Origin of the sequence: Aeromonas sp. Prich7-2, assembly GCF_017939255.1 — a bacterium.
Classification (GTDB): Bacteria; Pseudomonadota; Gammaproteobacteria; order Enterobacterales; family Aeromonadaceae; genus Aeromonas; species Aeromonas caviae.
The window spans coordinates 1-13,158 of the sequence record NZ_JAGKRI010000017.1; the positions used below are offsets into that span (position 1 = coordinate 1).

Consider the following 13,158-nt stretch of genomic DNA (forward strand, 5'->3'; position numbering starts at 1 on the left):
GGGACACGCCGTTTTAGCCTGTGGAGGCGTGGTGCAATCAGGCCGCCCGATGAAGCAGGAACCCGGTACTGCGCGAGCAGCTATCACCCAGTAATGGGAATCCCCCTCCTGTGACGCGAAGCGCTAAGGTGGGGGAGGATGTCAAAAATTGAGCCAACAATTCATGAAGATAGAACCAGCACAAACCGGGGATTACCCAGCCCTGATCGCTCTCTGGGAGGCCTCGGTACGCGCTACCCATCACTTCCTGCAAGAGGAAGACATCGCCACCCTCAAGCCTCTCATCCTCGAACACTATTTCGATGCCGTGCGCCTTTATTGCGCCAGGCAGGATGGCGTGATCGTCGGTTTTATCGGGGTGGCTGAGGGCAATATCGAGATGCTGTTCATCGCTCCCGAGGCGAGAGGGGGCGGGGTCGGCCGCCAGCTGGTGGACCACGCCATCCGTTGTCTGGGGGCGACTCGCGTGGACGTCAACGAACAGAATGCCCAGGCTGTCGGCTTCTACCAGCACCTGGGCTTCGAGGTGACGGGGCGCTCCCCCCTGGATGGCCAGGGCAAGCCCTATCCGCTGCTGCACATGGCCTTGGCCGCCGGTTAAGGGCGCTAGAGCATGAAAAAACCGCCCTCGGGCGGTTTTTTGTTGTTCAGGACGCAGGGCTCGCACCGTCTCACTCCTCGTTGGAGTTGTCCTGATAGTCGCCCCGCTGGGCCTTGGGCAGACGGCGCATGGGGGCGAAACCGATGTCCTCGCCCACTACTTCCCGCTTGCGGGACTTGTTTTGCGCAGGCTGAGCCGGCTTCTTGGCGCCATCCCCCTTGCCTTTCCCGGCGGCGGGTTTGCCCTTGGCGTTGGCATGGCCACGGGCGCGGGGCGGGTTTTGCACCGGCTTGCTGCCCGGCAGGGTCTGGCGGCTCGGCTTGCCGCTCGGCTCGTATCCTTCCAGGATCTCCACGGTCAGGGATTGGCCGATCAGCGCCTCGATCTCCTTGAGCTGACCCAGCTCGTCCTGGCTCACCAGAGAGATGGCCTCGCCGCCACGGCCGGCGCGGCCGGTGCGGCCGATGCGGTGGATGTAATCCTCCGCCATCTGGGGCAGCTCGAAGTTGATCACGTGGGGCAGTTGATCGATGTCCAGGCCGCGAGCGGCGATGTCGGTGGCAACCAGCACCCGCACCTTGCCTTCACGAAAATCCGCCAGCGCCCGGTTGCGGGCCCCCTGGCTCTTGTCACCGTGGATGGCGACCGTATCCAGGCCATCTTTCTGCATCTGCTGGGCGAGCCTGTCGGCAATCTGCTTGGTGCGCACGAACACCAGCACCCGCTGCCAGTTGCCACGGCCAATCATGTGGGAGAGCATCTCCCGGCGGCGTTCCCGATCGACCTGGATGATGCGCTGGCTTACCTGCTCGGCGGCGGTGTTGCTGGGATCCACCTCGATGAGGGTGGGATCCTTGAGCAGATCGTCCGCCAGCGCCTTGATGTCATTGGAGAAGGTGGCGGAGAAGAGCAGGGTCTGACGCTCCTCCGGCAGGGCCTTCATGATGCGGCGAATGTCGGTGATGAACCCCATGTCGAGCATTCTGTCCGCTTCATCCAGCACCAGCACCTCGAGGGCGCTCAGGGTCAGGGCGCCCTGGGTCAGCAGATCCAGCAGGCGGCCCGGTGTGGCGACCAGGATGTCGACCCCGAGCTTGATGGCGTCCAGGTTCGGCTTGATGCTGACGCCGCCATAGGCGATCAGGGTACGAAACGGCAGGTGGTGGGCATATTTGATGATGCTCTCGCCCACCTGGGCGGCCAGCTCCCGGGTCGGGGTCAGCACCAGTGCTCGCACCTGGCGACGACCGCCACGGCCGTGGTTGGCCAGCAGTCGATGAAGCATGGGCAGGGTGAAACCGGCCGTCTTGCCCGTGCCTGTCTGGGCGCCGCCCAGCACGTCCTGCCCGGCCAGGATGGCGGGAATGGCTTGCTGCTGGATGGGGGTGGGTTGTTCGTAACCCAGCTCCTTGACGGCCCGCAGGATGTGCGGTGACAGACCCAGTTCATTGAATGACATGTTCGAGGGACACTCCGAGCCTTGGGCTCAACGGGTGACGGCAGCCTTGGTCCGTCACGACATGGAAAATAGGGTGGGCCGCCATCGAGGCTGGGCCTGAGCCCGGCAAAGCGACCGCACAAGAGACAGTGGGCGCGTAATATAGCAGATGCGAGGCGCACGCGCAGCAGCCGTGTCGCGAGCAGGGTTGCCACGGCCATCCCGGCAGGGAAAGGCCAGGGGGCGCTAAGAGGGGCCCCCCTGGCCTCGGCGCACGCCCGTCAGAGCAGTCCCTCGATGGCCTGCACCAGATCCTCCGGCCTGGTCTGGGGGGCGAAGCGGTCCACCACCCGGCCTTCACGGTCAATCAGGAACTTGGTGAAGTTCCACTTGATGGCCTCGCTGCCAAGGAGTCCGGGCTTTTGCTCCTTGAGCCAGCGATAGAGGGGGTGGGCCCCGGCGCCGTTGACCTCGCACTTGGCCATCAGGGGGAAGCTGACAGGGTAGTCGAGCGAGCAGAAGCGGGCGATCTCCTCGGCATCGCCCGGCTCCTGATGGCCGAACTGATCGCAGGGAAAGCCCAGGATCTCGAAGCCTTGGGGGCCGAACTGGCGATAGAGGGCCTCAAGCCCGGTGTATTGGGGGGTAAAACCGCAGCGGCTTGCCACGTTGACCACTAGCACGACACGGCCCTGCAGATCGGCGGTGGACCAGGCCGTGCCATCGAGTCGTTGCAGGGGGATGAGGGGCAGGGGCATGGTTTCTCCTGATGCAAGAGGGGCGACAAGGCGCCCGGGGACAATCCTTGCACGTTAACGGGCCGAGGGCCGGGGAGCAAGGGGGAGGGCGTCTGTTCCCCCCAGACTCCTATTGATGGCGGGACTTCTCAAGAGAAGCAATCCGGTTTGTGCCGATGGTCCGAAGTCGCTACAAAGCGCACTCTCTCCCCTCGCTGCGAGCCTATCTTGGACTATCAAGCCGTCATGGATGCCATCTACACCCGGGGTTGGGTGATAGTGGATGATTTTTTAACCGCCGCCGAGGTGGATGCCCTCAAGGCCTGCCTGCCGGACGAGTGGCGACCGGCGGGGATCGGGCGCGAGACCCTGCATCAGGACAACCGCGATATCCGTCGGGATCAGATCCACTGGCTCGACGCCTCCCTCGGCGCGCCGGTGGCCGACTATCTGGCCCGGATGGAGTCCCTGCGTCTGGCCGCCAATCGCAGCCTGATGCTGGGGCTGTTCGACTACGAGGCCCACTTTGCCCGCTACCGTCAGGGAGACTTCTACGCCACCCATCGCGACGCCTTCGCCGGGCGATCCAACCGCCGGCTCACCTCGGTGTTCTACCTGAACAACGACTGGCAGCCAGAGGCGGGGGGAATATTGCGGGTCTATGACGACTGCGAGCAGTTTCTGATGGATGTCTCCCCCCGGGGCGGGCGGCTGGTGCTCTTCCTGTCTGAAGAGTTTCCCCACGAGGTGCTGCCCGCAAGCCGGGAGCGCTACAGCATTGCCGGCTGGTTTCGGGTCAACGGCAATGGCGCCGGGCGGGTCGATCCCCCCCGCTGAGCGCATTTCATCCTGTTTCTGACACAGGAAGAGACTTTTATCTGCCCGGGCAGGGGGAGGTGCGCCCCATCGGCTGACAAGGCTTCCCCTCCCTTGCTACACTGCCCGCACTTATGTTCGTTTCTGGCTTCGTCCGGTTTTCATGCGGTTGGGTTTGACATGGTGATGACGAAGCCACTTCTCCCAAGGGATCACATCTAATGAAGAACATGCATGTCTTGCTGCTGTGCGGCGGTGGCGGCTCCGAGCACGAAGTCTCGCTGCGCAGCGCCAATTTCCTCGAAAAACAGCTCGGGCTCCTGCCCGGCATCGAAGTGACCCGGGTCGAGATGTTTGCCGACCGCTGGCTCAGCGCCGACGGTCGCGAGTGCAAGCTGGGGCTGGACAAGCTGCTCTCGTTCGACAGCGTGGCCCGTCCGGTGGACTACGTGGTGCCCTGCATCCACGGTTATCCCGGTGAGACCGGCGATCTGCAATCCTTCCTCGAGCTGGCCGGCCTGCCTTATCTGGGTTGTGACGCCGAGGCGAGCAAGGTGTGCTTCAACAAGATCACCACCAAGCTGTGGCTCACCGCCATCGGCATCCCCAATACCCCCTACCTGTTCCTGACCGAGCAGGGCGAGGCGAGCCTGACCGAGGCGAAAGCGGCGCTGGCCAAGTGGGGCAAGGTCTTCATCAAGGCGGCTTCCCAGGGCTCTTCCGTGGGTTGCTACTCCGCCAGCAACGAGGCAGATCTGGTGAAGGGCATTGCCGATGCCTTCGGTTACTCCGAGCAGGTATTGATCGAAAAAGCAGTCAAGCCCCGCGAGCTGGAAGTGGCGGTCTACCAGTATGGTGACGAGCTGGTGGCCACCTATCCGGGGGAGATCTGCGTACCCCAGGACAAGTTCTACACCTATGAAGAGAAGTACAGCAGCGCCAGTCACACCGAGACCGCGCTCAAGGCCGAGGGGCTGACTCAGGCCCAGGCCGATGCCATCCACGAGTACGCCTTGAAGGCGTTCCGTCAGCTCAAGCTGACTCATCTGTCGCGCATCGACTTCTTCCTGACCGAAGAGGGGGAGATTTTGCTCAACGAGATCAACACCTTCCCGGGCATGACCTCCATCTCCATGTTCCCGAAACTGCTGGAGCACCACGGCCACAGCTTCGCGCACTATCTGGAGCAGATCCTGCGAAAGTCGGTCTGATGTCGCCAGACCCGGTTGCAACGGATGGTGAGTAGGGGCCTCAGGGCCCCTTTTTTCATGGGGGGAAGCGGGCAGAGCGCGGGGAGGGAAGGGGGCAGGGCGCCGCCCGGCAAGCCTTGCCGCCAGGAGGGCGCGCCGTTACAATCAGCCCCCTTTTGTCCCGCCACAGGCACCGTCAGAGCCGCGTTCCATGAAGCCCATCCCCGATCACGCCGTCAACCGCCTGCGCATCTGGCGCAAGAGCGTCTCGACCCGACCCTTTCTTGCCCGTGGCGGCAGCGTGCCACGCTGTGATGCCTGCCAGCTGCGCCACGACTGGTGTGCCTGCGACTGGCGCCCGGCGCTCAAGGCCGAGGCCGGTTTCTGCCTCATGATGTATGACAGCGAGCCCATGAAGCCCTCCAACACCGGGCGCCTCATCGCCGACGTGCTGCCGGACTCCACCTGGGCCTTTCTCTGGTCGCGTACCGAACCCCATCCCGAGCTGCTGGCCCTGCTGGCGGATCCCGCCTGGCAGCCCTACGTGGTCTTTCCCGCCTGCGAGAAAGCGCCCGACCGCCTGACCGGCGAGGTGGTACTGGCCCCCGGCAAGAAGCCGCTGTTCATCCTGCTGGACGGCACCTGGCCCGAGGCGCGCAAGATGTTCAACAAGAGTCCCTATCTGGACGGCTTCCCGGTGCTCGCCATCAAGCCGGATGCGCTCTCTACCTACGGCATGCGCGTCGCCCACAGCGACGAGCACCTGTGCACCGCCGAGGTGGCCGCCTGCGTGCTGGAAGTGGCCGGGGAGCTGCGGGCGGGACAGGCGCTGCAGCTCTGGTTCAATCTCTTCAGCAGCCGCTACATGGCTGGCCGGGTTAGCCGTGCACCCGGTGCTGATGAAGGGCCCATGCTGGAGGGGCTGGAGGCCATCAAGGGCCAGAGCCGCGCTCTGGATTAATCCTCATCAGCAGCCGCTACATGGCTGGCCGGGTAAGCCGTGCGCCCGGTGAGGATGAAGCGCCCCTGCTGGAGGGGCTGGAGGCCATCAAGGGCCAGAGCCGCGCTCTGGATTAATCCTCATCAGTAGCCGCTACATGGCTGGCCGGGTAAGCCGTGCGCCCGGTGCGGATGAAGCGCCCCTGCTACAGAGGCTGGCGGTTATCAAGGCGCAGGCCCTCTCGCGGGCTGATTGATGAAAATAAGGAATTAGTTGGCTGCCATTGTTTCGTTGGCTTCATGAGCCCGCCCTCGCTAGGATAGCGACCTGTTGACTCCTTCAGGCTCCAGGCCATGCCGGGCGCCGCCAATCACACGAGGTCTATGGATGGAACTGGAACTGCTCACCCTGGTCGCCCTGTTCGGGGTGGCCCTCATCGCCGGCTTTATCGATGCCATCGCCGGGGGCGGGGGACTCTTGACGGTGCCGGCCCTGCTGGCCACCGGCATGCCGCCGGCCCTGGTGCTTGGCACCAACAAGTTGCAGAGCAGTTTCGGTTCCTTCTCCGCCACCTGGTTTTATGCCCGCAAGGGGCTCCTTGAGTGGGCCATCATCTGGCCGGCGGTCATCTGCACCTTCATCGGGGCGGCCATCGGCACTCTGGCGGTGCAGACCATCGATGCCGCCATCCTGGAGCGGCTGCTCCCCTTCCTGCTGATGGCGTTTGCCTGCTACTTCTACTTCTCCCCCAGGGTGAGCGATGCGGAGAGCCAGCGCCGCCTCACCCCCATGGCGTTCGCCCTGCTGGTGGGCGGGGGGGTGGGCTTTTATGACGGCTTCTTCGGGCCGGGCACGGGGTCGTTTTTTGCCATCGGTTTCGTGGCCCTGGCGGGCTTTGGCATGGCGCGGGCCACCGCCCACACCAAGCTGCTCAACTTCACCTCCAACATCGCTTCTCTGCTCTTTTTCACCCTGGGGGGCAAGGTGGTGTGGAGCGTGGGGCTGTGCATGGCGCTGGGGCAGTTCATCGGGGCGCGCATGGGCTCCAAGCTGGTGCTCAAGAAAGGGGTGAAGCTCATCAAGCCGCTGCTGGTGACAGTCTCCCTGGTGATGTCCGCCAAGCTGGTGTGGAGCCAGTACCCCGAGCTCTTTGCCTGGTTGGGCTGAGCCGGTACCCCCATGACGAGGGCCCGATCGCAGATCGGGCCCTCTTGCGTTTCAGCCCAGTGCCGATAGTTGCCGGAAATGGGCTTGCAGCGCTTGCACCAGGCGGGCAATGCGATCGCGCTTGAGGCTGTTTGCCGATAGACCAGGTGGAGCGGGCGGCCCAGTCCCGGCAGGGGGCGTGCCTGTGTCCCCTGCTCACCCACCAGCGCCAGCAGGCCGGCGGGCAGGAGCACGGGGCCAATGCCTGCCTTGGCCAGCTCGATCAGCGCCAGGTAGGAATCGAGCTCCATGGCGGGGATAAGCCCGAGGGCGGCCAGGGGCTCGCGCAGATAGCGGTTGGAGGGGTTCTCCAGATCCATGGTCAGGATCTTGCGCACCTTGCCCTGCATCCCCTGACTCACGTCGCCTTCAGCCAGTTGCTTGCTGGTCACAGTTTCTTGCAAGGCGCCCTGGTGATCCGGCTGCGCCGCCTCATCCAGAGCCTCCCCCACCAGATAGAAGGGCTCCTCCAGCAGCCGTTCGGCACACAGCCCATGGCCAGGCGGCAGGCGGCCGGCGCAGATCCCGAGCAGGGCATCCCCGCCGCGCACCCGGGCCAGAATGACCGGGGTGTGGTGGGTAGAGAGGGCAATGTGGGGATCCCGTTCAAGATAGGCGTGCATGAAGCGGGCGAGGTAGCCCGCCAGCAGGGTTTCGGAGCAGGCGATGGACAGAGGGGTCTGATCCGTGAGGATCTGGCTGTCCGCCAGCACCCCCTTCATTTCGGCGAGGCTCGGGGCTACCCGGGCGAGCAGTTCACGGGCCTGGGGAGTGAGGCGGATATGACGGCCATCCGGCTCGATGAGCTTCTTGCCAAGGCGCTGCTCCAGCTGGGCGATGCGCTTGCTGACCGCCGACTGACTGATATAGAGGCGGCTTGCAACCTTGGCCATGGTGCCCTCGCTTGCCAGCAGGCAGAGTGTCTCCAGCCCTTCCAGTAACATGCGTCCTCCCTCCTCGTGTGTTGGACGCGGTTACCTTAGGGGCTGGTGGCATCAGGGGCAAGTACCGTTTGCGGCCCTTGATAGCGGCCAGCGCCACGCCTTGACGGGGGGCGCGAAGATCACCAGGTTGCCAATGAGACTCACCACCACGCCGACGATGGAGACCGTCTGCCAGACAAAGCCTTCATAGAAGGTGGAGAGGGTGAGGGCCACCAGGGGGAAGAGCACGGTGGCGTAGGCCGCCTTGCTGGCACCGATGCGCCCCACCAGGGTGAGGTAGGCGGTGAAGGCGATGACGGAGCCGAAGATGGCCAGATAGACCATGGCGGCGAGGTAGCGCGGGTCGGTGGGCAGGGTGAGTGACTGACCGAGTACCGTGACCCAGCCCAGCAGCAGCGCCACGCCGTAGACCATGCCCCAGGGTACCATCTGCAATACGTGATAGCCCTGGCGCTGTCCCCGGGCGGAGACCAGGTTGCCCAGGGAGAAGCAGAGGGTGCCGGCGCAGGCAAAGAGCAAGCCCTTCCAGCCGTTTGCACCCAGTTGCGCATCCGCCAGCACCGGCCAGAAGAGCAGCAGGGTGCCAAGCAGCCCCAGCAACGATCCTTGCAGCCAGCGCAGGCCCGGTCGTTTACCCTCGAACAGCCAGAGATTGAGGCCGTTGAAGATGCTGGCGCTGGCGAAAATCACCGCCGACAGGCCGCTCGGGATATAGAGGGTGGCGTGGTAGAAACAGAGGAAGTTGGTGGAAAAGAGCAACGCGCCGAGCAGGGCAGCATAACGCTGGCCCGCCCAGGGCAGGCGCGGAAACTTGCCGCTCACCGTGAGCAGGGCGAACAGGGCCAGGGCCGCCAGGGCGAAACGATAGAGCACCGAGACCTCGATGGGGATGGGGCCGAGCTGCCAGGCGATGGCAATCCAGGTGCTGCCCCAGATGAGGACGGTGGAAACATAGAGCATCAGATTCATGGTGTGATCCCATCAAGAGAAGATGATGTGATCAGCATGAACCGTGAGGCGGGGTGCCGGCTTGCACCATCTTGCGGTTTTTTCAACGGAGGCGCAGCCTTTGACCATGAGGCGCGATAAGATGGCGACAGGAAAGGGGCGGCAAGTGCCAGAGAGGGACGCAAGCGTGCAGCATGCCATGCAGCAGACAAGACAGGCAGGGGTCTTTGATGCCCTGGTGAGCACCGGTGCCAGGCTGGAGGACTCCTGCTGGCTGGAGCCCGGACTCGGGGTGGCGAGCTGGTGCAACCGCTACGATCAGACCCGCTACCACAAGCCGGGCAACCACACCATCAGCGTCTACCTGCAGGGGGGCGAGCAGACCGAGCGGCTGGACGGCCCCGGTGGCCATGGCGGTGCCGGCAAGGTGTGCATCATGCCGGATCACCACAGGTCCGAGTGGCTGGTGCGCGAGGAGTTTCGCTTCTTCCACCTCTACTTCACCCCCGCCCACTTCACCCGTATCGCCGAGCAGGCGTGTGACAAGGAGGGGCGTCATCTGCAACTGGAAGACAAGACCTTCATCGACGATCCCCAGGCGGCGGCCCTGGTGCAGGGGCAATTGATGAAGCTGGACTGGCAGCACGGCATCGATCGCATGGCGCTCTCCCACGGTGCCTGGATGCTGATGCTGCACGCCTATCGCCATCACACCCGCGAGGCCCCGGCGCTGCCGGAAGTGCGCGGCGGCCTGGCCCCGGCCGTGGTGCGCCGGGTGCAGGAGTATCTGCAGGCTCACCTGGCCGAGCCGGTCACCCTGGGAGAACTCGCCCGGGAGGCGGGTCTGAGCGAATACCACTTCGCCCGTATGTTCGGGCAGAGCCTGGGCTGTCCGCCCCACCGCTACCTGCTCGGGCTGCGGCTCAAGCGGGCCAAGCAGTTGCTGGCGGGAAGCGAGCCTCTGGCCAGCATCGCCGCCCAGTGCGGCTTCTCCTCCCAGGCCCATTTTGGTAACCGTTTTCGGGAGGCGTTCGGCCTGAGCCCGGGCCAGTGGCGAGCCCAGTTGTCATTCTCCTGTCACAGATAACCCTGAGACTCTGGGCAAAAGAGGTGTACCCTCTGTCTCTTGTCCATTGAAAGGAATGCCCATTGAATCATCGCAAACGTCAGACTCGTACTCGCCATCTCTGGTTCAACCACTGGAATGCCCCCCTCTATCGCGCCACCCAGCCGACGCCGCCCGAACCGCTCGTTCCTCACAGTTCCCGCTGAAAACGCCGTAACCCGATAGGATTTTTCCGGCAACTTTGCCACTATTGCGCCATCAGGATGGACTGGATATGGCCGCATGTTTCTGGAACGCATTGAAGTCAAAGGTTTTCGCGGAATAAATCGCCTCTCCCTCGGGCTGGACAACACCACTGTGCTCATCGGCGAAAACGCCTGGGGCAAATCCAGCCTGCTGCGGGCCCTCTGGTGCCTGCTGGGGGATGCCGAGCCCTATCAATTTGGTCAGGATGATTTTCACCGGCCCGAAGATCCCGAGCTCGAACCCTCGCGCACGCTGCAACTGGTGCTCACCTTCAGCGAGTATCGTCCCCAGATGTGCCAGCACTCCCGCCGTCTGGCCCGCCTCGGGGCGGCCTGGATCCCCCACAAGGACAAGTTCCACCGGGTGCATTATCGTGCCAGTGCCGAGTTGCAGGATGATGGCAGCGTGCTCACCACCCACGACTTTCTCGACGGCATCGGCAAGAGCCTGACCATCGACAACAACGAGGCGCTGGTGCGTCTGCTCATCACCATGAATCCGGTGTTCAGGCTGCGGGATGCCCGTACCGCCCGGGAGGGCATCGAGCGGCTGCCCTGGGGGGATCTGTGCGAGCAGCGGCTGGACGAGCTGGCCGGCAAGCTCACCGATGAGCCCCAGCGCATCGGCGAGCCAGAACTCAAGGAGGCGCTGCAGGCGGTGCAGCAGTTGATGGAGCACTACTTCAGCGCCCTGGCGCCCATCAAGCACAAGCCTCGCAGCCAGCGGGATATCGTCAATCGCCCCATGACCCTGCGCAATCCCGGCAACCTGCAGGTGCTGCTGCGCAATGCGGACAACCGGGCGCTGCAACTGGCCATGGCGGGCATGGCGGCCATGCTGCTCCACGCCCGGGGCAACCGGGAGCTGGAGGAGGGGGCCAGACCCATACTGATGCTGGAAGACCCAGAGAGCCGCTTGCATCCCACCATGCTGGCCCTGGCCTGGGGTCTGCTGGAGCAGTTGCCCGGCCAGAAGCTGCTCACCACCAACTCGGGGGACCTGCTCTCCTCCTTGCCCCTCAATCAGGTGCGCCGTCTGGTGCGCCGCCAGCAGGACATCCTCTGCCATCAGTTGGGAGGGGAGCGCTACAGCAGCGACGATCTGCGCAAGATTGCCTTCCATGTGCGCATCAACAGGCCCATGTCGATGTTTGCTCGCTGCTGGCTGCTGGTGGAAGGGGAGACCGAGATCTGGCTGCTCTCGGAGCTGGCCCAGATCTGCGGCTACAGCCTGCGGGCAGAGGGGGTGCGCATCATCGAGTTCGCCCAGTGCGGCCAGGCTCCCCTCATCAAGGTGGCCCGGGACTTTGGCATAGAGTGGCACCTGCTCACCGACGGTGACGAGGCGGGCGCCAAGTATGCAAGCTCCGCCCGCTCCCTGCTCAAAGGGGAGCGCGAGCGGGATCGGCTGACCCAGTTGCCGGCGGCAGACATAGAGCACTACCTCTACCAGAACGGGTTCGAGGGGGTGTTCCGGCGTGAGGCGGGGGTCGGGGGGCGCTCCACCCTCAACGCCGGGCGCATCATCGCCAAGGCGATCCACCATCGCAGCAAGCCAGGCATGGCCCTGGCGGTGGTGGAGGAGGCGGAGCGCCTCGGCAGCGAGCACATTCCCCCTGTGCTCAAACAGATGTTTGCCCGGGTGGTCGCCCTTGCCCGGGGACAAAGCTGACCGGCGACGTTGGGAAGACGGGGGGAGTTTGGATATACTCCCTGCCTCTTGTCCTTCCTTACCCTGTGATGGGTGCACCCGCACCCGGACTGCTGCCGGAGACCCTATGTTCGTCCAACTTCCTTTTTGGCTCTTTCCCCTGACCGGTCTGATGGCCCTGGGAGCCCTGATCGCCGTGGGGCTCGTCCTGTGGCGCGGGGATCTCTGCCCGGGCCAGCGCTCGCGGATCACTACCCAGCTCTTCTCGGTCTGGGTGATCACCGGGCTCTCTCTGATGCTGGCGGTGGAGGCCAAGGTTGCGGGCTGGCTCATCTGGAGCGGGGGGGCCGCCCTGGTGCTCGGTATCGTGCTCTCCCTGGTCCAGTCTCGTCTGGAGGGCAAGCGCGCCATCCCCGCCACCCTGCTGTGGTTGCCCGCCATGCCGCTCGCCCTCTACGGGCTGGGTCTGATGCAGATCCAGGGCTGGCTCGGCGGCCTGCTGCAGATGGTGCTGCTGGGGTCGGCCTTTGCCCACCTGATGCTGCTACGTGCCCGCCACCGCCTGCAAGCCTTCAATCTGCTGCTGCCCCTGGCGGGGCTGGTCTCCGCCATCCTGAGTCTTATCTGGCTGGCGGTGCTGGTGGGTTGGCAGGGGAGCAGCGCCGGGCTCGACCCGCTGATCCCCGGGGTAGTGACCCAGGCCGGCCTGCTGGTCGCAGCCCTGCTGCTCTGGTTCAGCCCCATCTACCGTCAGCAGGAGACGGCCCCCGTGGTGGTCTCCGTGACCCTGTGCGGCCTCATCATCGCCCAGATTGCGGCGACCAGCGTGTTGCACCAGCTCGCCTGATCCCGGCGCATCCTCCCGCCCGCACCTTGTTGTGCGGGCTTTTTTTATGGCAAAGAGGGGCAAGTCGGGGGGAGCGCGGGGAGGGGCCTGAGGGGCGAGAGATCGCTAGCTGCCTGAAAAAACTGCGATTTGTTGCAAAAGAGCGCAGTATGTGACGGTTTAATCCCCGAATAAACTTTTTTTAGGATATTTACTTGCAATCTCAGCGTTGGCGCCTATTATGGGCGACCTCTGACGCGGGGTGGAGCAGCTCGGTAGCTCGTCGGGCTCATAACCCGAAGGTCGTCGGTTCAAATCCGGCCCCCGCAACCAACCATTTGTATTCATGGCAAGCGCTAGCGCCTGCGGTGGAAACGAAGACAGCAAGAAGCAACTGCTCTGCTTTTTGTGGTGGCAATACAATTCGGACGCGGGGTGGAGCAGCTCGGTAGCTCGTCGGGCTCATAACCCGAAGGTCGTCGGTTCAAATCCGGCCCCCGCAACCAACTTCTGACTGATTTTCTTCTGCATTACCTCTCTGATCCCCTCC

Annotated in this window: 12 protein-coding genes, 2 tRNA genes and 3 pseudogenes; 13 read left to right on the forward strand and 4 right to left on the reverse strand. The window is 64.2% G+C overall.

Going from position 1 to position 13,158, the window contains the following annotated elements; translation table 11 throughout:
* The first annotated feature begins 163 nt into the window (after positions 1-163).
* Positions 164-601 carry an acetyltransferase gene (locus J9892_RS04435; protein WP_069784644.1) on the forward strand — a complete coding sequence of 146 codons (438 nt, stop codon included), beginning with the start codon at positions 164-166 and terminating at the stop codon, positions 599-601.
* A 70-nt stretch (positions 602-671) separates the two neighbouring features.
* Here J9892_RS04435 and J9892_RS04440 read toward each other — a convergent pair whose 3' ends face one another.
* Both J9892_RS04440 and J9892_RS04445 read right to left on the reverse strand, forming a co-directional pair.
* Entirely contained in the window at positions 672-2,060 is a 1,389-nt protein-coding gene (locus tag J9892_RS04440) for a DEAD/DEAH box helicase (protein WP_010674869.1), read from the reverse strand.
* Between the two features lie 260 nt (positions 2,061-2,320).
* Positions 2,321-2,797 (reverse strand): glutathione peroxidase, encoded by a 477-nt coding sequence (locus tag J9892_RS04445; protein WP_039038588.1) that lies wholly within the window; start codon positions 2,795-2,797, stop codon positions 2,321-2,323.
* A gap of 207 nt (positions 2,798-3,004) precedes the next feature.
* Between J9892_RS04445 and J9892_RS04450 the strand changes: the two genes are divergently transcribed.
* From J9892_RS04450 to J9892_RS04470, 6 genes and pseudogenes are all read left to right on the forward strand, one after another.
* A complete protein-coding gene (locus tag J9892_RS04450) occupies positions 3,005-3,613 on the forward strand; it encodes a 2OG-Fe(II) oxygenase (protein ID WP_069784643.1) in 609 nt (202 codons plus the stop codon).
* Positions 3,614-3,813: 200 nt separating this feature from the next.
* Complete coding sequence (locus J9892_RS04455; RefSeq protein WP_069784642.1) at positions 3,814-4,803, forward strand: D-alanine--D-alanine ligase; 990 nt, start codon at positions 3,814-3,816, stop codon at positions 4,801-4,803.
* Between the two features lie 190 nt (positions 4,804-4,993).
* Positions 4,994-5,743: a tRNA-uridine aminocarboxypropyltransferase gene (locus J9892_RS04460; protein WP_069784641.1), complete on the forward strand. Its 750-nt coding sequence runs from the start codon at positions 4,994-4,996 to the stop codon at positions 5,741-5,743.
* A 2-nt stretch (positions 5,744-5,745) separates the two neighbouring features.
* Positions 5,746-5,859: pseudogene (locus J9892_RS04465) on the forward strand (DTW domain-containing protein); the annotation flags it as partial.
* A 2-nt stretch (positions 5,860-5,861) separates the two neighbouring features.
* Positions 5,862-5,978, forward strand: a pseudogene (locus J9892_RS24565) (DTW domain-containing protein); the annotation flags it as partial.
* A gap of 131 nt (positions 5,979-6,109) precedes the next feature.
* Positions 6,110-6,889, forward strand: a complete 780-nt coding sequence (locus J9892_RS04470; RefSeq protein WP_010674863.1) for a TSUP family transporter — start codon at positions 6,110-6,112, stop codon at positions 6,887-6,889.
* A gap of 51 nt (positions 6,890-6,940) precedes the next feature.
* Here the strand turns inward: J9892_RS04470 and J9892_RS04475 are convergent.
* Positions 6,941-7,872, reverse strand: a pseudogene (locus J9892_RS04475) (LysR family transcriptional regulator).
* 51 nt (positions 7,873-7,923) lie between these two features.
* On the reverse strand, positions 7,924-8,841 hold the full coding sequence (locus tag J9892_RS04480) for a DMT family transporter (RefSeq protein ID WP_041215090.1): 918 nt from the start codon (positions 8,839-8,841) through the stop codon (positions 7,924-7,926).
* A 178-nt stretch (positions 8,842-9,019) separates the two neighbouring features.
* Between J9892_RS04480 and J9892_RS04485 the strand changes: the two genes are divergently transcribed.
* The 6 genes from J9892_RS04485 (at position 9,020) to J9892_RS04505 (ending at position 13,114) form a co-directional block, all read left to right on the forward strand.
* Positions 9,020-9,907: an AraC family transcriptional regulator gene (locus tag J9892_RS04485; RefSeq protein ID WP_042016580.1), complete on the forward strand. Its 888-nt coding sequence runs from the start codon at positions 9,020-9,022 to the stop codon at positions 9,905-9,907.
* Positions 9,908-9,969: 62 nt separating this feature from the next.
* Positions 9,970-10,092, forward strand: coding sequence for a hypothetical protein (locus tag J9892_RS25000; RefSeq protein ID WP_256094327.1), 123 nt, complete (start codon positions 9,970-9,972; stop codon positions 10,090-10,092).
* Between the two features lie 76 nt (positions 10,093-10,168).
* On the forward strand, positions 10,169-11,803 hold the full coding sequence (locus J9892_RS04490) for an ATP-dependent endonuclease (RefSeq protein ID WP_113978493.1): 1,635 nt from the start codon (positions 10,169-10,171) through the stop codon (positions 11,801-11,803).
* Between the two features lie 106 nt (positions 11,804-11,909).
* On the forward strand, positions 11,910-12,629 hold the full coding sequence (locus J9892_RS04495) for a hypothetical protein (protein ID WP_010674858.1): 720 nt from the start codon (positions 11,910-11,912) through the stop codon (positions 12,627-12,629).
* Positions 12,630-12,864: 235 nt separating this feature from the next.
* Positions 12,865-12,941, forward strand: a tRNA-Met gene (locus J9892_RS04500).
* Positions 12,942-13,037: 96 nt separating this feature from the next.
* Positions 13,038-13,114 (forward strand) — tRNA-Met (locus J9892_RS04505).
* The last annotated feature ends 44 nt before the right edge of the window (positions 13,115-13,158 follow it).